Origin of the sequence: Xanthomonas sp. D-99, assembly GCF_017746145.1 — a bacterium.
In the GTDB taxonomy this organism is placed as follows: Bacteria; Pseudomonadota; Gammaproteobacteria; order Xanthomonadales; family Xanthomonadaceae; genus Xanthomonas; species Xanthomonas cissicola.
This window is the reverse complement of the sequence record NZ_JAGHWU010000041.1, coordinates 88638-108692: the sequence shown is the minus strand read 5'-3', so window position 1 is coordinate 108692 and position 20055 is coordinate 88638. Positions and strand designations below refer to the sequence as shown.

General features: G+C 65.6%; 18 protein-coding genes. 5 read left to right on the top strand and 13 right to left on the bottom strand.

Going from position 1 to position 20055, the window contains the following annotated elements:
• Positions 1-11: 11 nt before the first annotated feature.
• The 9 genes from recG to kdgD all read right to left on the bottom strand — a co-directional run bounded on the left by recG (position 12) and on the right by kdgD (position 10965).
• Positions 12-2165: an ATP-dependent DNA helicase RecG gene (gene recG / locus J7360_RS14630; protein ID WP_057661622.1), complete on the bottom strand. Its 2154-nt coding sequence runs from the start codon at positions 2163-2165 to the stop codon at positions 12-14.
• Between the two features lie 34 nt (positions 2166-2199).
• Positions 2200-2580, bottom strand: coding sequence for a RidA family protein (locus tag J7360_RS14625; protein ID WP_057661620.1), 381 nt, complete (start codon positions 2578-2580; stop codon positions 2200-2202).
• Between the two features lie 90 nt (positions 2581-2670).
• On the bottom strand, positions 2671-4212 hold the full coding sequence (gene garD / locus J7360_RS14620; protein ID WP_209034132.1) for a galactarate dehydratase: 1542 nt from the start codon (positions 4210-4212) through the stop codon (positions 2671-2673).
• 36 nt (positions 4213-4248) lie between these two features.
• Entirely contained in the window at positions 4249-5520 is a 1272-nt protein-coding gene (locus J7360_RS14615; protein WP_057661631.1) for an OprD family porin, read from the bottom strand.
• 76 nt (positions 5521-5596) lie between these two features.
• Positions 5597-6952 carry a glucarate dehydratase gene (gudD, locus tag J7360_RS14610; protein ID WP_057661616.1) on the bottom strand — a complete coding sequence of 452 codons (1356 nt, stop codon included), beginning with the start codon at positions 6950-6952 and terminating at the stop codon, positions 5597-5599.
• Positions 6953-6971: 19 nt separating this feature from the next.
• A complete protein-coding gene (locus J7360_RS14605) occupies positions 6972-8351 on the bottom strand; it encodes an MFS transporter (protein WP_057661613.1) in 1380 nt (459 codons plus the stop codon).
• Positions 8352-8467: 116 nt separating this feature from the next.
• On the bottom strand, positions 8468-8677 hold the full coding sequence (locus J7360_RS21430; RefSeq protein WP_244667814.1) for a hypothetical protein: 210 nt from the start codon (positions 8675-8677) through the stop codon (positions 8468-8470).
• Between the two features lie 42 nt (positions 8678-8719).
• Positions 8720-10048: an aldehyde dehydrogenase (NADP(+)) gene (locus J7360_RS14600; protein ID WP_244667813.1), complete on the bottom strand. Its 1329-nt coding sequence runs from the start codon at positions 10046-10048 to the stop codon at positions 8720-8722.
• The gene (kdgD, locus tag J7360_RS14595; protein ID WP_057661612.1) at positions 10048-10965 is read right to left on the bottom strand and encodes a 5-dehydro-4-deoxyglucarate dehydratase; all 918 of its coding nucleotides are present in this window, start codon (positions 10963-10965) and stop codon (positions 10048-10050) included. Before kdgD ends, J7360_RS14600 begins: the two co-directional genes overlap by 1 nt.
• Before the next feature lie 295 nt (positions 10966-11260).
• On the opposite strand from kdgD, the gene J7360_RS14590 reads away from it, so the two are divergent.
• On the top strand, positions 11261-12130 hold the full coding sequence (locus tag J7360_RS14590; RefSeq protein ID WP_007967643.1) for a LysR family transcriptional regulator: 870 nt from the start codon (positions 11261-11263) through the stop codon (positions 12128-12130).
• 196 nt (positions 12131-12326) lie between these two features.
• On the opposite strand, the gene J7360_RS14585 is transcribed toward J7360_RS14590, so the two are convergent.
• From J7360_RS14585 to J7360_RS14570, 4 genes are all read right to left on the bottom strand, one after another.
• Positions 12327-14498, bottom strand: coding sequence for a bifunctional (p)ppGpp synthetase/guanosine-3',5'-bis(diphosphate) 3'-pyrophosphohydrolase (locus tag J7360_RS14585; protein WP_003486157.1), 2172 nt, complete (start codon positions 14496-14498; stop codon positions 12327-12329).
• Between the two features lie 128 nt (positions 14499-14626).
• Entirely contained in the window at positions 14627-14926 is a 300-nt protein-coding gene (gene rpoZ / locus J7360_RS14580; RefSeq protein ID WP_002812428.1) for a DNA-directed RNA polymerase subunit omega, read from the bottom strand.
• Positions 14927-15189: 263 nt separating this feature from the next.
• A complete protein-coding gene (gene gmk / locus J7360_RS14575; protein ID WP_005996765.1) occupies positions 15190-15801 on the bottom strand; it encodes a guanylate kinase in 612 nt (203 codons plus the stop codon).
• A 152-nt stretch (positions 15802-15953) separates the two neighbouring features.
• Positions 15954-16814 (bottom strand): YicC/YloC family endoribonuclease, encoded by an 861-nt coding sequence (locus J7360_RS14570; RefSeq protein ID WP_007974457.1) that lies wholly within the window; start codon positions 16812-16814, stop codon positions 15954-15956.
• Between the two features lie 109 nt (positions 16815-16923).
• Between J7360_RS14570 and rph the strand changes: the two genes are divergently transcribed.
• The 4 genes from rph to hemW are packed head-to-tail and all read left to right on the top strand — an operon-like array spanning position 16924 to position 19807.
• Positions 16924-17649 carry a ribonuclease PH gene (gene rph / locus J7360_RS14565; RefSeq protein WP_209034130.1) on the top strand — a complete coding sequence of 242 codons (726 nt, stop codon included), beginning with the start codon at positions 16924-16926 and terminating at the stop codon, positions 17647-17649.
• A complete protein-coding gene (locus J7360_RS14560; protein ID WP_007967650.1) occupies positions 17646-18038 on the top strand; it encodes a VOC family protein in 393 nt (130 codons plus the stop codon). The genes rph and J7360_RS14560 overlap by 4 nt, the downstream gene beginning before the upstream one ends.
• Positions 18035-18634, top strand: coding sequence for an RdgB/HAM1 family non-canonical purine NTP pyrophosphatase (rdgB, locus tag J7360_RS14555; RefSeq protein ID WP_007967651.1), 600 nt, complete (start codon positions 18035-18037; stop codon positions 18632-18634). The genes J7360_RS14560 and rdgB overlap by 4 nt, the downstream gene beginning before the upstream one ends.
• A gap of 15 nt (positions 18635-18649) precedes the next feature.
• The gene (gene hemW, locus J7360_RS14550) at positions 18650-19807 is read left to right on the top strand and encodes a radical SAM family heme chaperone HemW (protein WP_057661610.1); all 1158 of its coding nucleotides are present in this window, start codon (positions 18650-18652) and stop codon (positions 19805-19807) included.
• Positions 19808-20055: the final 248 nt, after the last annotated feature.

The following is a 20055-nucleotide window of genomic DNA, read 5'->3' as shown; positions in this document are numbered from 1 at the left end:
ATCCCGGCCGCTCAAGCGGCCGCATACCGCACCGCCCCGCCGATCCAGCGTTCGACCACGCGGTCGGCAATGTCTGGCGCTTCGGCCAGCAGACGTTCGGCCAGCACCTGCACGCGCGGCAGCAGGCCGGCGTCGCGCGCCAGATCGGCGATGCGGAAACTGGCCAGACCGGTTTGCCGGGTGCCAAGCAATTCGCCCGGGCCACGCAATTGGAGATCCTTCTCCGCGATCACGAAACCGTCGTTGGTCTGGCGCATGGTCTCCAGACGCTGACGCGCCATCATCGACAACGGTGCCTGGTACAGCAACACGCAACTGGAAGCGGCCGCACCGCGACCGACCCGGCCGCGCAACTGGTGCAACTGGGCCAGGCCAAGCCGCTCGGCATTTTCGATGATCATCAACGATGCATTGGGCACGTCCACGCCGACTTCGATCACGGTGGTGGCCACCAGCAGGTCGCTGCGGCCTTGCTTGAAATCCAGCATGGCCTTCTGCTTTTCGGCTGGCTTCATGCGGCCGTGCACCAGCGCCACCCGCACGCCCGGCAACTGCGCCGACAAGGCCTCGAAGGTAACTTCGGCCGCCTGCGCTTCGATGCGTGGCGGCCCGCCTTGCTGGACTTGCGCGCCTTTCCCGGGTTCTTCGCTTTCTTCGATCAGCGTGCACACCCAATACGCCTGACGCCCTTCGGCACAGGCGGCGCGGATACGTTCGACCAACTCGGGCCGGCGCTCCGCGCTCAGTACGATCGTCTGCACCGGCGTGCGGCCAGGCGGCAATTGGTCGATGGCCGAAACATCCAGATCTGCGTAAGCAGACATCGCCAATGTGCGCGGGATGGGCGTGGCGGTCATCACCAGTTGATGCGGCACGCTTCCCGCCGCCGCCCCCTTGTCGCGCAGCGCAAGGCGCTGATGCACGCCGAAGCGGTGTTGCTCGTCGATGATGGCCAACGCCAGATCGTGGAAGACTACCGCTTCCTGCATCAGCGCATGCGTGCCGACCACGACCTGCGCCTGACCAGAGGCGACCTCGGCCATCGCTGCAGCGCGCGCCTTGCCGGTGACCTTGCCGGCCAGCCAGACGATGCGGATGCCCAATGGTTCCAACCAGCTACGCAGATTGGCGAGGTGCTGCTCGGCCAGCAATTCGGTGGGCGCGGCAAGTGCGACCTGTTTGCCCTGCTCCACCGCCAACATTGCCGCCAGTGCGGCGACCACAGTCTTGCCGCTGCCGACATCGCCCTGTACCAGCCGCAGCATCGGCGAGGGTTGCGCAAGGTCATGCGCAATCTGCTCGAACACGCGTTGTTGCGCGCCGGTCAGCTGGAACGGCAGCGCCTTGCGCAATTGCTGCACCAATGTGCCGTTGCCGGGCAGGCTGGGCGCGTGCAAACGCTGCAATGCGATGCGTTGCCGGCGCAGGCTGAGTTGGTGGGCCAGCAATTCCTCGATCGCCAGGCGCTGCTGGGCCGGATGGCCTCCGGCGAGCAGTTGCTGTGGATCAGTGCCGACCGGCGGGCGATGCATGGTGAGCAACGCCGCGCGCAATGAGGGCAATCGCTCGTCCTGCAGCCAGTGCGGCGGCAACAATTCCAGCGCACTTTCGGGCGGCAGACGCTCCAGCGCCTGACCGATGAGCTTGCGCAACGTGGCCGGGCCAACGCCTTCGAGCACCGGATACACCGGATCCAGACTGTCGCCCAACCCGGCATCTTCGTCCGGCGCGAGCACGCGGTAACTGGGGTGCACGATCTCCCAGCCGTACTGCCCGGGCTTGGGTGTGCCGAACACGCGCACCCGCGTGCCGACGGCGAACTGCGCCACCTGCGCCGCACGAAAATGAAAGAAGCGCAGCACCAGCGTGCCATGCGACGCGTCGGACACTGCCACGCGCAGCACCGGCCGGAAGCGGAAGCCGCGCTCCACCGCCTCCACGCGCCCTTCGATCTGCGCCGGCACGCCACCTTGCAGCTGCGCGATGGTGGTCAAGCGCGTGCGGTCTTCGTAACGCAGCGGCAGATGCAGCCACAGGTCCTGCACGCTCAGGATGCCGCGCGCAGCGAACCTGTCGGCCACTTTCGGGCCGACACCGGGTAGGCTGGACAGCCGGGCCTGGCCGGCCACGGCCAGGCCCGGTGTGACGACACGCGTGCGCGACACGGCCGATCAGCGGCGCAGGATCACGCGAGCACCATCACTCAAGCACCATCATCGCATCGACTTCGAAGCCGGCACCCTTGGGCAGGCCGGAGACTTCGATGGTCGAACGCGCCGGGAACGGTGCCTGGAAATACTCCTGCATCACCGCGTTGACGGCAGCAAACTGCCCCAGGTCGGTGAGATACAGGCCCAGGCGCACGATCTTGTCGAGCGAGCCGCCGGCCGCTTCGGCCACCGCCTTGAGGTTGTCGAACGCACGCCGCGCCTGCGCGCCGATGTCGCCTGGCACGATCTCGCCGGTGGCCGGGTCCAACGGGATCTGGCCGGAGAAATACACGGTGTTGCCGGCACGCACGGCCTGCGAATACGGGCCGATGGCGGCAGGCGCCTGGTCGGTATGGATGATCTGGGACATGGCAACTCCGTCAACACTGAAAACGAACGCGCATTGTATCGGCGCATGCGACGGCTGAGCGAACGCAGTGAAGGCGCAGGGTATGGCAACTCAGGTAATCGGCGCCGGATTGAACAACGCCAGGTCGTTGTGCAGGCGATGCTGCTCAGTCCAGGTGCGCTGGCCGCTGGCCACATCCAGATAGCGCTGGAACAACTCCCAACCCAGTTCTTCCAGCGTCTTGGCGCCGGTGGCCACGCCGCCGGCATCGATGTCCATCAGGTCGGACCAGCGTTGCGCCAGTTCGCTGCGGGTGGCGACCTTGATCACCGGCACCATGCCCAGGCCATAGGGAGTGCCGCGCCCGGTGGTGAACACATGCAGGTTCATGCCGGCAGCCACCTGTAGCGTGCCGCAGACGAAATCGCTGGCCGGGGTGGCGCAGTACTGCAATCCACGGCCTTTGACCCGCTCGCCGGGCGGCACCACGCCATTGATGACCGAGGAACCGGACTTGGCGATCGAGCCCATCGCCTTCTCCACGATATTGGCCAGCCCGCCCTTCTTGTTGCCCGGCGTGGTGTTGGCACTGCGGTCGGCCTGCCCGCGTGCCAGATAGGTGTCGTACCAGGCCATTTCGCGCAGCAGCGCCTTGGCCACGTCGGCGTTGGCCGCGCGTGGCACCAGCAGATGGATGCCGTCGCGCACTTCGGTGTTTTCGGAGAACATCACCGTGGCCCCGGCACGCACCAGCAGGTCGGCGGCCACACCCAGGCCCGGGTTGGCGGTGACGCCGGAAAACGCATCGCTGCCGCCGCATTGCATGCCCACCACCAGTTCGCTGGCCGGGACGGTTTCGCGGCGGCGCAGGTCCAGATGGCGCAGCCGCTCTTCGGCCATGGCCATGATCGAGCCGACCATGTCGGCAAAGCCCAGGCTGGCTTCCTGCAGACGGTAGACAGCGCTGTCGTCGGCACCGGCATCGTCGGGGAGCAAGCGTTCCGGTGCGAGCTTTTCGCAGCCCAGGCCGACGATCAACGCCTGTCCGCCGAAGTTGGGGCTACGCGCGATATTGCGCAGCGTGCGGATGGGAATGATCGCCTCCGGCGCGGTGATCGCCACGCCGCAACCGTAGACATGATTGACCGCCACCACGTCATCGACATTGGGATACCTGGGCAGCAACTCGGCCCGGATGCGTTCCACCGCATGCCCGAGCACGCCAACCACGCACTGCACGCTGGTCATGATGCCCAGGATGTTGCGCGTGCCCACACTCCCGTCGCGATTGCGGTAGCCCTGAAAGGTGTAGCCCTCCAGCGGTTCGGATTCATGCGCCGGATGCAGCGACAGGTCCAGCGTGGCCAGCTCGGGCGCCTCGGGCATGTCCAGCAGCGGCTCGCTCACCCAGGCGCCGCGCGCGATCGCGGCATTGGCCGTGCCAATGACCGCGCCCAGGCGGATCACCGCCGCGCCTGCGGGCAGATCCACCAGGGCCATCTTGTGGCCCTGCGGAATGTGCTCGATGGCGGTCAGACCGTCCGGGAAGATGGCACCGGCTGGCGCACTATCATCATTGACGACGATGGCGACGTTGTCGCGGGCATGGGCACGGATGCTGAACCAATGCGTGGGTTGCTGGGTTGCGGACATCGGGGGGCTACCTTGCAAAACGGGGGATGGAAGGCATCAGCGGTCGGGGCTGTCGAACTGACGCCGGTACTGCAGGATCAAGCGGTTTTCATCGACATTGCGCTGATAGTTGGAGCGGAAGGTGCCGTTGAACCAGATCAGGCTCAGGTGCTTGAAGCGCTCGCTCTGGAACTGGTAGGTGGTCAACACATCGCGCGCCCATTCGCGGCCTTCGCCGGCAAAGGTGGCCGGGCGTGCGCTGTCGCCACTGATATAGCGCGCCATGACGCTGAGACCGGGGATGCCGATGCTCTTGCCGTCGATGCTGTAGCGCAGCTGCCAACTGCGTTCGCCACGTTCGAGAAAGTCGTTGATGAAGGTCCAGTTGAAGACATTGCCATCGGTGCCGCCCGGCCATGGCATGGCGCTGGGCCCGGATAACTTCTGATAGCCGGCGCCGACTTCGTGGTCACCGCTGCGCCAGGACACCATGCTGCTGACCATGCGGTTGTCGATCGGGCCGGCACGCGACTGGCCGATATCGTCGGTGCGGAAATAGCGCACATCTACGCGCAGTTGGTCCTTGCCGAATTTCCGCGTCTGGATCAGGTTGTACAGCTGCTGGCGGTAGATGTCTTCCATCAAGGCACCTTGATAGCGCAGCTGCGTGCCGGGTGCCAGGGCGTAGGTCGCCGATACCAGATCGAGCGCATCCGAATCCGGCGTCCCCAGAAAGCGCCGGTTCTTGTTGGTCAAGGTGATCGGCACGCGCGAATCGCCGTCGCGATACCAGGCGCTGGTAAAGCGTGCGAGCAGCAGGTCGAGCTTGGGCACGTCCTTGGATTCCAGCGTCACGCCTTGGAACGTCTCCGGCATGATGCGGGTGATGCTGGCGCGCACCAACGGCTCGTTTGGAATGAAGCTGCCCCATTTCAGTTCGGTCTGCGAGGCGCGCAGTTTGAGCGTGGGCGCAACACGCACCAATGCATGCTGCGCTGTGCCGTCGGCGTTGTTGGGAAGCAGACCGGTGCCGGCTTCTGCACGCACGCCGTCGAGCTTGAAATCGCCGATGCCGAGCAGATCCAGCCCGGCCCCCACCGGCCCACGCGTGTAACCGCTCTTGGCATCCACCACGAAGCCCTGCGCCCATTCGGCACGCTTGCCCTGCCCTGCGCCACTGCGAAAATCGCGGTTGTAGTAGAAGTTGAGCGCGGTGACCTCCGCCGATGCGCCATTCCAGAATCCTTCGTCCGGCTGCTGCGCACGCGCACGCCCGGCCGCACCGACCGCCAGCAGCGCGGCGCCGCTGATTGCCATCATGGTTTTCATTGCTCGGTCCTCCACCTGCGGCGAACTCGCGGCCATGTGCCGCTGCCGGCGCTCCGGCAGCAGGCAGCGGTGCGCATCAGCGCACCAGGCACGGCCGCTTGTTGTCGAAGGTCCAGTTGGGAATCAGCGCCTGCATGGCGGCCGCGTCATCGCGTGCGCCCAGGCTCAGGCTTTGATAGGTGCGATGCGCCGCGTCGAGTGCATCCATGTCCAACTCCACGCCCAGGCCGGGTTTGGCCGGCACCGTTATCCGACCGCCGGCGATCTGCAACGGGTTGCGGGTCAGACGTTGGCCGTCCTGCCAGATCCAGTGCGTATCGATCGCCGTCACCTGTCCCGGCGCTGCGGCCGCCACGTGGGTGAACATCGCCAGCGAGATATCGAAATGGTTGTTGGAATGCGAGCCCCAGGTCAGGCCCCAGTCGCGGCACAGTTGCGCCACCCGCACCGAGCCCTGCAGCGTCCAGAAATGCGGATCCGCCAGCGGAATATCCACCGACTGCAACTGGATGGCGTGGCCCATCTGACGCCAGTCGGTGGCGATCATGTTGGTCGCGGTGGGCAGGCCGGTGGCGCGACGGAATTCGGCCATCACTTCGCGGCCGGAGTAACCTTGCTCGGCCCCGCACGGATCCTCGGCATACGCCATCACGCCGTGCATGTCGCGGCACAGCGCGATGGCCTGCGCCAACGACCACGCACCGTTGGGGTCGAGGGTGATGCGCGCCTGCGGAAAGCGTGCATGCAGCGCGTGGATGGCCTCGATCTCGTCTTCGCCGCGCAGCACGCCGCCCTTGAGCTTGAAATCGCGAAAGCCGTATTTTTCGTACGCCGCTTCGGCCAGCCGCACCACCGCCGCAGGGGTCAGGGCTTCCTGGTCGCGCACCGCTTCCCAGGCATCGCTTACAGCGCTGCCGTCGCGGTAATCGAGCCCGGTCTTGCGGCGGTCACCGATGAAGAACAGATAGCCCAGCACATCGACCGCATCGCGCTGCTGGCCTTCGCCGAGCAGCGCGGCGACCGGTTGATCGAGAAATTGCCCCAGCAGATCCAGCAACGCCGCTTCGATGGCGGTGACCGCATGGATGGTGATGCGCAGATCGAAGGTCTGCAGCCCGCGTCCGGCGCTATCGCGATCGGCGAAGGCGGTGCGCACCTGGTTGAGGATGCGCTGGTAATCGGCGATGGAGCGGTTGCGAATGAGGGCGGCCGCTTCGTTCAACAATCCGGCGATGGCAGCGCCGCCCGGTACTTCGCCGACACCGGTGCGCCCGGACGAATCGCGCAACACCAGCACGTTGCGGGTGAAGTACGGTGCGTGCGCGCCGCTGAGGTTGAGCAGCATGCTGTCCTGGCCGGCCACTGGCACCACGCGCACGTCGGTAACGCGTGGCGTGGTGCCCATGCCTGCAGATGATGTATGGCTATTCATGAGAATTCTCCGAAGACGTTCAACGCAGTGCGGGCACGGGCAACGTCGGGCCGCCGGGCGGCGCCTTGAGTTCCACCCGCTTGATTTCGCCCACGATCACCAGATAGGACACCACCGCCAGCAGTGCGTTGAGCCCAACGAACACCAAAGCCCATTCGAAGGTGCCGGTGGTGGACACGATGTAGCCGATGACAATCGGCGTGGTGATGCCGGCGATGTTGCCGAAGGTATTGAACAGGCCACCGGACAGGCCGGCGATTTCCTTGGGCGAGGTATCGGCCACCACGGCCCAGCCCAGCGCGCCGATGCCCTTGCCGAAGAACGCCAGCGCCATCAGCCCAACCACCATCCATTCGGCCTGCACGTAGTTGCAGCCGATCATCGTCACCGACATCAGCATGCCGATCACGATGGGTGTCTTGCGCGAGACGGTGAGCGAATAGCCGCGCCGCACCATACGGTCGGACACGTAGCCACCCAAGACGCCACCGATGAATCCGCAGACCGCCGGCAACGACGCCACGAAGCCTGCCTCGAGGATCGACATGCCGCGTTCCCTGACCAGATACACCGGAAACCAGGTCAGGAAGAAATAGGTCAGCGTGGTGATGCAGTACTGTCCGATGTACACGCCGAGCAACATGCGATTGCACAACAGCTGCTTGGCGTAATGCCATTGCGTGCCATTGGGCTGGCTGCCGGGCGTGTTGCCCTGCTCCATATCCACCAGTGCGCCGTTGCGCTGGATATAGTCCAGCTCCTGCGCGCTCAAACGCGGATGTTCGCGCGGTGCGTAGATGGTCTTGCGCCACAGTAGCGCCAGCAATACGCCTACTCCACCCATCACCAGGAACACGTGTTCCCAGCCCCAGGCATGCACCAGCCAGCCCATCAACGGGGCGAACGCCACGGTGGCGAAGTACTGTGCGGAATTGAAGATGGAGGCAGCCAGTCCGCGCTCGGCGGTGGGAAACCATGCCGCCACGATGCGGCTGTTGCCCGGGAACGACGGCGCTTCGGCAATACCCACCAGAAAGCGCAGCACGAACAACGTGGTCACTGCCCAGGTCACCGGCACCCAGCCGATGAACCCCTGCAGGGCGGTGAACAACGACCAGACCAGCAACGACAACCCGTACACACGCCGCGACCCGAACCGATCGAGCAACCAGCCACCGGGGATCTGCCCGACGACATACGCCCAGCCGAACGCGGAGAAGATGACGCCCATCTGCAGCGCGTCGATGCCCAGCGCATCCTGGACCGCGGAACCGGCAATGGACAAGGTGGCGCGATCGGCATAGTTGATCGTGGTCACCACGAACAACATCAGCAGGATCAAGTAACGCCTGCGCGGAACCGTCGTTGAACCGACCGTCTTTGAATCGATAGCCATCATCGTTCCTCACCTATGACGATGGAAGCGCAGTGCGCTTCGCTACTCCAAATGGCGCCTGCAGATGGCGTACCAGACCCTCCTCCGGCACGCCTCAGGCATGGTTGCCGCTGCGGTTGTCAGTCGTGCCCCAGCGCGCCGTCGATGCGTCGCCATAGTCCGAGGGGATTTCCGTTGGCCACCGCCGCAGGCAGCAGCGCCGCCGGCAGATCCTGGTAACAGACCGGGCGCAGGAAGCGATCGATCGCCAACGTGCCGACCGAGGTACTGCGGCTGTCGGACGTGGCCGGGAACGGGCCGCCGTGCACCATCGCGTGGCAGACCTCCACGCCGGTGGGCCAATCGTTGACCAGGATGCGGCCGGCCTTGCGCTACAGCACCGGCAGCAGCGCGGCGGCCAACTCGGTGTCGGCTGCGTCCATATGCAAGGTGGCGGTGAGCTGGCCTTCCAGGTGCTCGCTCAGCGCGCGCAGCTGCTCGATATCCCTGCAACGGACCAGCAACGACGACGCACCGAAGACTTCGGCCTGCAGCGCCTCATCGGCCAAAAATGCGTCGGCGTCGGTACCGAACAACGCAGCCGGGCAGCGCTCCGTCGCCGAGGCTGCGCCGCGCGCCAGCGTGGCGACCTGCGGATGTGCGGCCAGGCGTTGCACGCCTTGCGCATAGGCCTGGCCGATGCCTGCCGTCAGCATGGCGGCCGGAGACACCTCCTGCAGCGTGTGCGTGACGGAGGCGATAAACGCATCCAGCGCAGGCGAATCGATCGCCAGCAGCAAGCCGGGATTGGTGCAGAACTGGCCCGCGCCCAGGGTCAACGAACCAACGAAGGCCTTGCCCAGTGCGGGCGCGCGCGCCTGCAGCGCATGCGGCAACAAGTACACCGGATTGATCGCACTCATTTCCGCATACACAGGAATCGGCTCGCGGCGGGCGGCAGCGATCCTGACCAATGCCATGCCGCCGCCACGCGACCCGGTGAAGCCCACCGCCTTGATGCGTGCATCGGCCACCAATTGCGCACCGATTTCGATCCCTGCATCGAACAGCAGCGAGAACACGCCCTCGGGCAAGCCGCACTGCGCCACCGCCGCCTGGATCGCGCGGCCCACCAGTTCCGAAGTGCCGGGATGTGCGCCATGCGCCTTCACCACCACCGGGCAGCCGGCCGCCAATGCCGACACCGTGTCGCCGCCGGCCACCGAAAACGCCAGCGGGAAGTTACTCGCGCCGAATACTGCCACCGGACCCAGTGCGATATGCCGCTGGCGCAGATCCGCACGCGGCAATGGCGTGCGCTGCGGCAGCGCGGGATCGATGCGCGGCCGCAGCCAGCTGCCTTCGCGCACCACGTTGGCGAACAGACGCAGTTGGCCCACGGTGCGACCGCGCTCGCCTTCCAGGCGCGCGCGCGGCAGGCCGCTTTCGCGCATGGCGCGTTCGATCAAGGCATCGCCCAGCGCCAGGATCTGCTCGGCAATGGTCTCCAGAAATTTCGCACGCACTTCCAGCGAGGTTTCACGATAGAGATCGAAAGCTGCATGCGCCAATGCGCAGGCTTGCTCCAGATCCTGCGCACTCACCGAGCCGAACACCGGCTGCAGCGACTCGCCACTGGCCGCATCCACCGCATGAAATTGCGCACCGGCGCCTTGCACGCAGCGCTGCCCGATCAACGATTCACCCTGGATGGCATGCATCAGCGGCGTCCTCCGATCAGTTGCTTGAGGTGTGCGGATTCGGCCTCGGTCAGATCGGCCAGCGGCGTGCGCACCGGCCCCGCCGGGCGGCCGACCGCACGCATGCCGGCCTTGACGATGGACACCGCGTAGCCTGCGCGACGATTGCGCAACACCGTATACGGCAACACGAAGTCGTTGAGCTCGCGGTAGATGGTGGTGTGGTCGCGTGCGCGCACGGCGGCGTAAAACGCCAGCGCCCATTCCGGGAGGAAATTGAAGATGGCCGACGAATACGTGGTAACGCCCATTTCCAGATACGGCAGCGCGAAGGTTTCGGCGGTGGGCAGGCCGCCCACGTACAGCAGCCGGTCGCCCAGCCGCGCATAGATGCGGGTCATGCGATCCACATCGCCGATGCCATCCTTGTAGCCGACCAGATTCGGGCAGCGTTCGGCCAGGCGCGCCAGCGTCACATCGTCCAGTTTTGCGTTGGCGCGACCGTAGACGATCACGCCCAGCGAGGTCGCCTTGCAGACGCGCTCGACATGGTCGGCCACGCCGTCGGCATCGCACTCGGTCAGGTAGGGCGGAAACAGCAGAATGCCGTCGGCATCGTTGCGCTCGGCGGCCTGCGCCATCTCGATCGCAATGGCAGTGCCGTAGCCGGCCGGCGCGATCACCGGCATGCGGCCGGCAGTCTGGGTCACTGCCGCGCGCACCGCGCGGTTCACTTCGTCCAGCGTCAGCGAAAACAGCTCACCGGTGCCGCCGGCGGCAAACAGGCCGGCCGCCGGATGCGAAGACAGCCAGTCCAGATTGCTGCGGTATGCGGGCTCATCGAAGGCCAGGTCGGCATCGAAATGGGTAACCGGAAACGACAACAGACCGGAGCCAAGCGCCTGGGCCATTTCGGTCGGTGTGTATCTGCTGCTCATCGGGCAAACGCTCCTGGGCGGGGGATGCGATTGATCCTGGGGCGGCAGATCGTTGCTAGTCCAAACCAAAGGACGTATTGTTTGATACATCAATTGGATCAACCGCGTCACGCGTCGCGTTAATGCATCGCAAATGACTGCTTTGCAACGCTTTTTTCGATCCTTTGTAATTATCAATGGTTGCGCCCGTCAGTCGCCCGGCAACGCGGCACGCGCCTATTCATCAGCGCACGCCAGCTATAGATGTTGCGGGTGCAGCATTACTTGTGCGGTTTTTTCCTGCGAGACCTTCACCATGTTCGATCTGCAGCAACTTCGTTGCTTCGTCGCCGTTGCCGACGAACTGCACTTCCGGCGCGCGGCCGAGCGCCTGAACATGACCCAGCCGCCACTCAGCCGGCAGATTCAACTGTTGGAGCACAGCGTCGGCACCGCATTGCTGGAGCGCAATAGCCGCCACGTGCGGCTGACCCAGGCCGGGCGCAGCCTGCTGGCCGAAGCGCGCGCGATCCTGCGCATGGCCGAAAACGCCGGCCTGCGCGCGCGCCGGATCGGCACCGGCGATGCCGGCAGCGTGTCGGTGGGTTTTACCGCAGGGGCCAGTTATCGCTTCCTGCCCGAGGCCATTGCGCGCTGGCGCAACGAGGCGCCGGATGTGGACCTGCAACTCAAGGAGATGGTCAGCCTGGCGCAACTGGATGCACTGGATGCAGGGCGGCTGGATATCGGCCTGCTGCGTCCGCCGATCCAGCGCCAGGGCCTGCACAGCCGCTGCGTTGCACGCGAACCGCTGATCGCCGCACTGCCCGAAGACTCGCCACTGGCGCAGCGCGACAGCCTGTGCCTGCAGGATTTCGACGGCCGGCCTTTGGTCAATTACGCACCGGACGAAGCGCGCTATTTCTATGATCTGCTTGCACAGTTGTTCGGTGCGCGCAGCATCGCACCGCGCTCGGTGCAATACGTCAGCCAGATCCATTCGGTGCTGGCGCTGGTGCGCGGCGGCATGGGCATGGCCTTGGTGCCGGAAGGCGCCAGCGGCCTGCGCTACGCCGGCATCGTCTACCTGCCGCTGCGCGATGAAACGCCTGCTACGCCGGTGGAGCTGCATCTGGTATGGAAGCAGGACAACGACAACCCCGCGCTACAACGGTTGATTGCCTGAGCGTCGATCGACGCGTCAGTTCATTGCCAGCAACTCTGAGCGGCTGACGAAACGACTGCCCTCCTCGACAGGCTGGCGCGGGCGCTGCTTGCTGCAGCAGGTGCCACGTATGCGCAGCAGTTGCTCCGCACACGATCAAGGCGTCGAGCTGTGGCGAAGCCGCCTGCTGCTGCCAACGCGCAGGCAGCAGTCGCGCTTACTGCCGCCCCACGCTCTGCACCACGTGCAGACGCCGCAGCCGGCGCATCACTTCAGCCAGGTGGCGGCGGTCGCGCACCTGGATGTTGAAGCGCAGCACGGCTGCGTTGAAGTCGCGGTCCAGATAGTCCACGCGCTCGATATTGGACTGACTCTGCGCGATGGCTGCCGCCAACTGCGCCAGCACGCCGGTGCGATTTTCCACTTCGACCACCAGCGCGGTGTCGTAGTCGCCGGTCACGTTGGAGTCCCAGTCGATCGGCACCCAACGCTCGGGCGATTTGCGCAGTTCCGCCAGGTTCGGGCAGTCCAGGCGGTGCACCACGATGCCCTTGCCGGCGGTGTGGTAGCCCATGATCTCATCGCCGGGAATCGGCTGGCAGCAATTGGCGAAACTGATCACGCCGCGCTCGCTGCCGTCGATCAGGATCTTTTCGTGCGAATGCTTGGACAGGCCGCCCCCACGCAATTCCGCATAAGCCATCAGCGCCTGCGCGGCCTGATTGGGCATCCAGTTGCCAAGCGCCACATCGGCCAGCAGCGCTTCCAGACGCGGGTAGCGGTGCTCGTTGAGGAACGCGTCCAGGCGCCCCTTGGGCAGCCGTTCCAGCGAGGAGTCCATCGCTTCCAGCGCGCGGTCCAGCATGCGGTGGCCCAGCTGCACGGCATCTTCGTGCTCGAGTTGCTTGAGCTGATGCCGGATCGCCGTGCGCGCCTTGCTGCTGACCACAAATTCCAGCCACTGCGGTTTGGGCGTGGCCGAGCGTGCGGTGATGATCTCCACCGCCTGCCCGCTGACCAGCTTGGTGCGCAGCGGCACCAGCTTCTTGTCCACGCGCGAGGCCACGGCGCGATTGCCCACGTCGGTATGCACCGCGTAGGCAAAATCCAGTGCGGTGGAATTGCGCGGCAACGCCAGGATCTTGCCCTTGGGCGTGAACAGATAGACCTCGTCCGGAAACAGGTCGACCTTGACGTTGTCCAGGAACTCCAGCGACGAACCGGCGGCGCGCTGCGAATCGATCAGTTCCACGATCCAGTCGTGCGCACGACTCTGCGCGCTGTTGGGCGAGGCCGAGCCGACCTTGTAGGTCCAGTGCGCCGCCACGCCGCGCTCGGCGATCAGGTCCATCTCTTCGGTGCGGATCTGTACTTCGATCGGCGAGCCGTACGGTCCGAACAACACGGTGTGCAGCGACTGGTAGCCATTGGCCTTGGGGATCGCGATGAAATCGCGGAAGCGCCCATCCAGCGGCTTGAAGCTGGCATGCACTGCACCCAGCGCGTGATAGCAATCGGCCACCGAACGCACCACCAGCCGGAAACCGAACACATCCATCACCTGGTCGAAGGACTTGTTCTCTTCGTGCATCTTGGAATAGATGCTCCAGGGCGTCTTGATGCGGCTGACCAGCCGATGCTCCAGACCTTCCTTGGCCAGCCGCTGGCTCAACTGCACTTCCACCTGCGCCATCGATTCGCGCCGCACCACCGGCTGGCTGCGGATGTGTTTTTCGATGATGGCGTGGCGCCACGGATACAACGCGCGAAAGCCCAGATTCTGCAATTCGGACTTGATCAGGCTCATGCCCAAGCGCTGCGCGATGGGTGCGTAGATCTCCAGCGTCTCGCGTGCGATGCGGCCGCGCGCTTCGGTGCTCTGCGCGCCGAGCGTGCGCATGTTGTGCAGGCGGTCGGCCAGCTTGATCATGATCACGCGCAGATCGCGCGACATCGCCAGCAGCATCTTGCGGAAACTTTCCGCCGCCGCTTCCTGGCGGTCGCGGAACTTGAGCTTGTCCAGCTTGGTGACGCCATCGACCAGCTCGGCCACCGCTTCGCCGAACTCGGACGCCAGTTCTTCGCGCGTCAGCGGCGTATCTTCAATGGTGTCGTGCAGGATTGCGGCGATCAGCGATTCCATGTCCAGGCCCAGCTCGGCCAGCACGCCAGCCACTGCCACCGGGTGGGTGATGTACGGCTCGCCCGACTTGCGGGTCTGCCCGGCATGCGCGGTGGCCCCCACTTCCCAGGCACGCCGCAGGATCGGCAGCTGCTCCTTGGGCAGGTAGCTGGCCGCGCGTTCGAGATGCAGGACGTAGTCGGGGATGGCCTGGTCGGAAGACGGAGACGTCACGACGGTCGCCTGGGCAGTGGGGCCTGGGTTCATGCCGGAAGACTATGCCAGCCGTGCAGTCTCGGCAAACATTTGCACACGCAGGCGTATTGCCGGGACCGAAAACGAAAACAGCCCGCATCGAGGCGGGCTGTTCTGATCGATCGCAGCGATGCTGGAAATCAATCGTCGTTCTTGGACATGTCTTCGTCGGCGACCACTTCGGCGGCGGCCCATTCCAGCGCTTCGCGCTCGGCACGCTCGCGTTCGGCCTTCTCGACTTCATCGATCAGCGCGTTGTCGATCCGGCGTGCGGCGATCTCGCGCAGTGCCATCACGGTGGGCTTGTCGCTGGCATCGGCATTCTCGATCAGCGGCTGCACGCCGTTGGCGAGCTGACGGGCGCGCTTGGAGGCCATCATGACCAGCTCAAAACGGTTGTTCACGACTTCCAGGCAATCTTCTACGGTAATGCGGGCCATGCGGGCTCCCGGCGACCGGCAACGGCCGCGCATCGAATGAGGGAAAGGGGGGCGGAGTGTACGCCCCGGCCGGCGTCGCAGCAACCGCCACCCATTCAGTTTCCTTTGGAATCAGCAGTTTGAGCCGCTTGGAGCGAGCAGGAAACCGTCCTGAGCCGTCGCTGGCGCGGCCGGCGCGTTCTGAACGCAGTGCAAGCGGATGGAATGCCGCCTCGCGCGGCGGCTGCGCCCGTCGGCGATCAGCGCAGCCTTGCCAGCGGCGCTTAGTCCAGCAGCGCCTGGATCAATCCGGCGTGCCGCTGCTGTTGCGCCTGCCGACGCAACCGGCTGGCGGTGAAGATCGCGCACATCTCCGAAACCGCCGTATCGAAGGTCTCGTTGATGATCACGTAATCGAACTCTTCGAAATGCAGCATCTCTTCGCGGGCGGCGGCCAGGCGTTGCGCCATGACGTCCTCGCTGTCCTGCCCGCGCTTGCGCATGCGCTCGTCCAGCGCCTGGCGCGAGGGCGGCAGGATGAAGACGCTGACCGCATCGGGCACCTTCTGGCGCACCTGGCGTGCGCCCTGCCAATCGATTTCCAGCAAGACGTCATGACCGGCAGCCAGCTGCGGCTCCACCGACTGCCGCGCAGTGCCCTTCCAGTCGCCGTGCACCAGCGCGTATTCGAAGAAATCGCCCGCTTCGATCATGCCCTGGAACTCGTCGGCGGAGACGAAATGGTAGTGCTCGGCATGGCGTTCGCCCGGCCGCGGCGCGCGCGAGGTGAACGAGATCGACAGGGCGATCTTCGGGTCGCGTGCCAGGGTGGCGTTGACGATGCTGCTCTTGCCGGCGCCGGAGGGGGCCGCAACGATATAGAGGGTGCCGCGCATAGGATCAGGGATTCGGGATTGGGGAGTCGGGATTCGCGAACGGACTGCGGACCGGTGCCACCGGGGTCGACATGCTACCGGGATTGAACGCGGTCCGCAGAGGCACGGGATTTGCCATCGACCAATCCCGAATCCCCAATCACAAATCCCGGCTACTCGATGTTCTGCACCTGCTCGCGGATTTGATCGATCAACACCTTCAGATCCACGGCGGCATTGGAGGTGCGGCTGTCCACCGACTTGGAGCCCAGCGTATTGGCTTCGCGGTTGAACTCCTGCAGCAGGAAGTCCAGGCGGCGACCGACCGGCTCGCGCTGCTTGAGCACGCGGCGGATTTCGGCGATGTGGCTGGACAGGCGGTCCAGCTCCTCGTCCACGTCGAGCTTCTGCAGCCACAGCACCAGTTCCTGCTCGGCACGGCCCGGATCGACCGGATGCGGCAGGTCGGCCAGGCGCGCGGCCAGCTTGGCGCGCTGACCTTCGCGAATCACCGGAATCAGGATGCGCACCTCCGCGGCGATGCGTTCGATGGCATCCACCCGTTCGCTGATCGCCTCGGCCAGCTTGGTGCCCTCGCGCTCGCGCGCGATCACGAAACTGCTCACCACTTCCTCCAGCAACGCCAGCGCCTGCGCCTGCAGCGCGGGGGCGTCCACGTCCTGCACCTGCAGCACGCCGGGCAGCTGCAGCAGGTCGGTGAAGCCGACCTGCAATTTGGGGAACACGCCATCCAGGCGCGTGGCCAGCGCACCCAGTTGCTGTAGCAGCGATTCGTTGACCGCCAGCGTCTGCGCATTGTCGGGCGCGCGCAGGCGCAGGGTCAGATCCAGCTTGCCACGGCTGTTCTTTGCTGCCACGCGCTCGCGCAGCAGCGGTTCCAGCGCACGCAATTCCTCGGGCAGACGCACACCCACTTCCAGAAAGCGGTGGTTGACCGAGCGCAGCTCGCAACCGAGCGTGCCCCAGGGTGTGATGCGTTCGCTGCCAGCAAACGCAGTCATGCTTCGGATCATCGTCAATCCCGTGCCGTCAAAGCGCGAATGGTACCCTAGCCGCCCTCGCCGGCTGCCTGCACGCTGCGCAGTGGCGCCAGACCTACCTCCCGACTTCCGGACTCATCGCATGACCTTTTCCCGTCCCAGCGGCCGCACGGCCGACCAGCTGCGCCCGGTGCGCATCGAACGCGCCTTCACCCGCCATGCCGAAGGCTCGGTGCTGGTCAGCTTCGGCGACACCAGCGTGCTGTGCACCGCCAGCGTGGAAAACCGCGTGCCAGGTTTCCTGCGCGGCAAGGGCGAAGGCTGGGTCACCGCCGAATACGGCATGTTGCCGCGCTCCACCCACACCCGTTCCGACCGCGAAGCCGCGCGCGGCAAGCAGGGCGGCCGAACGCTGGAAATCCAGCGTCTGATCGGCCGCGCGCTGCGCGCCTGCGTGGACCGCAATGCACTTGGCGAGCGCACCATCACACTGGACTGCGACGTGCTGCAGGCCGATGGCGGCACCCGCACCGCGGCCATCACCGGCGCGTACGTGGCGCTGGCCGATGCGGTGAACCTGCTGCTCAAGCGCGGCGACATCAAGAAGCACCCGCTGATCGGCGCGGTGGCTGCGGTGTCGGTCGGCATCTATCGTGGTGAGCCGGTGCTGGATCTGGATTACCCGGAAGACAGCGACTGCGATACCGACATGAATGTGGTGATGAACGATGGCGGCGGCTTCATCGAACTGCAGGGCACGGCCGAAGGCCACGCCTTCCGTCGCGACGAACTCAACGCGCTGCTTGCCCTGGCCGAAAAAGGCATGGGCGAGTTGTTCGCACTGCAACGCGCTGCGCTGGCCGGATGAGCCGTCGTATCGCCCTGACCACCTTGCTGGTTGCCGATTACGATGCGGCCATTGCCTGGTACACCGGCGCGCTGGGTTTCGGCGTGCTGCAGGATCGCCCGCTCGATGACGGCAAGCGCTGGGTCGTGATCGGCCCGGGCGGCGCAGACGATGCCGCCCTGCTGCTGGCGCAGCCGGCCGACGACGCGCAGCGCGCGCGCATCGGCGACCAGACCGGTGGACGGGTGGATCATTTCCTCTACACCGACAACTTCTGGCGCGACCACGCGGCCATGCAGGCGTTCGGCGTGGAATTTCTGGAAACCCCGCGCGACGAGCCGTACGGCACGGTCGTGGTCTTTCGCGATCTGTACGGCACCAAGTGGGATCTGCTGGAGCCTAAACAATGAAACACCTGGTCCTGGCCAGCGGCAACGCCGGCAAGCTGGAAGAACTGCGCGCCATGCTGGCCGGCCTGCCGCTGCGCATCGTCGCGCAAGGCGAGCTCGGCGTGGAAGATGTCCCGGAAACCGGCCTGACCTTCGTCGAGAACGCGCTGATCAAGGCGCGCCATGCCAGCGCGGTCACCGGTTTGCCGGCCCTGGCCGATGATTCGGGGCTGATCGTGGATGCATTGGATGGCGCACCCGGTCTGTACAGCGCGCGCTATGCCGGCACCCCGACCAATGCGCTGGCCAACAACGCCAAGTTGCTCGATGCGATGCGCGAGGTTCCGAGCGATCGCCGCAGCGCACGGTTTTATGCGGTGATCGTGTTGCTGCGGCATCCGGAAGATCCGCAGCCGCTGATTGCCGAAGGCAGCTGGGAAGGGGTGATCACCACGCAACCGCGCGGCGCTGGCGGCTTCGGCTACAACCCGGTGTTCCTGGACCCGGTGTATGGCCTGACCGCGGCGGAGATGGACACCGCGTTGAAGAACCGCCTGAGCCATCGTGCGGTCGCCCTGGCCACGCTGCAGCACAAGCTGCATGCGATGTCGCTGTAAGGCACACCTCGCGCAATGCCCCAGCTGATTCCACCGCCGCTGTCGCTCTACGTGCACCTGCCCTGGTGCGTGCGCAAGTGCCCGTACTGCGATTTCAACTCGCATGCGGCCAAGGGCGCATTGCCGTTCGAGGAGTACGTGGACGCGCTGATCCGCGACCTGGATGCGGACCTGCCATTGGTCTGGGGCCGCGTGGTGCATTCGGTGTTCTTCGGCGGCGGCACGCCCAGCCTGTTTCCGCCGCAGGCGATCGACCGCTTCCTGCAGGCAGCGGCGGCGCGGCTGCGTTTTGCCCCGAATCTTGAAATCACCCTGGAAACCAATCCCGGTACCGCCGAGCATGGCCGTTTCGAGCATTACCGCGCTGCTGGCGTGAACCGCCTGAGCTTCGGCGTGCAGACCTTCGACGATGTGGCGCTGCAGCGACTCGGCCGCATTCACGACAGCGCCGAAGCCGAGCGCGCGATCAAACTGGCGCAGGACGCCGGCTACGATAATTTCAATATCGACCTGATGTATGCGCTGCCCGAGCAGACGCCGATGCAGGCCGAGCACGATCTGGAGCGCGCCTTCGCGCTGCAGCCGGCGCACCTGTCGCATTACCAGCTTACGCTGGAGCCGAACACGGTGTTCTTCGCGCGGCCGCCCAAGGGCATTCCCGACGACGATGCCGCCTGGGATATCCAGGAACACTGCCAAGGCCTGCTGGCCGACGCCGGCTACGCCCAGTACGAAGTCAGCGCATACGCCAAGCCGGGGCGGCAGTGCGCGCACAACCTCAACTACTGGCGTTTCGGCGATTACCTGGGCATCGGCGCGGGCGCGCACGGCAAGATCAGCTCCGGTGCCGAAGAGCACGTGCTGCGGCGCTGGAAGCACAAGCATCCGCAGAGCTATCTGGCCAGCGCCGGCACCGCTGCATCGATCGGCGGGGACGAAATCGTGCCGGGCGAACGGCTGCCGTTCGAATACATGCTCAACCTGCTGCGCCTGCACGAGGGCTTCTGGCTAAGCGATTTCGAGGCGTCGACTGGCCTTGCGGCCTGTGCCATCGAGGCGCCGCTGGCTCGCGCAGTGGCACAGGGCTGGATGAGGCAGCAAGACGGGCGCGTGGTGCCGACCGAGCTGGGACGGCGTTTCACCAATGATGTGGTCGAGTTGTTCCTGGTCTAGGCGCAGCGAGCGACTACGCTCACTGCCAGGCTGGCGCGGCAGGACGCTTGGCATCGGCATGTACCGCCTGCGCACACTGCGTCCAGTGCGCCATCCATGCCTGGCTCACGACCGTGCGCGACGTATGAGCGGGTCTGGGCGCCCCGGCATCACCGGTGGATCGGCTGTACGACCGGGGCGCATACCCGCATGACCGCCGGCTGGGACATCGCGGGCAGGATGCGCCAGCGCGCGCCGATGCCGCGCGG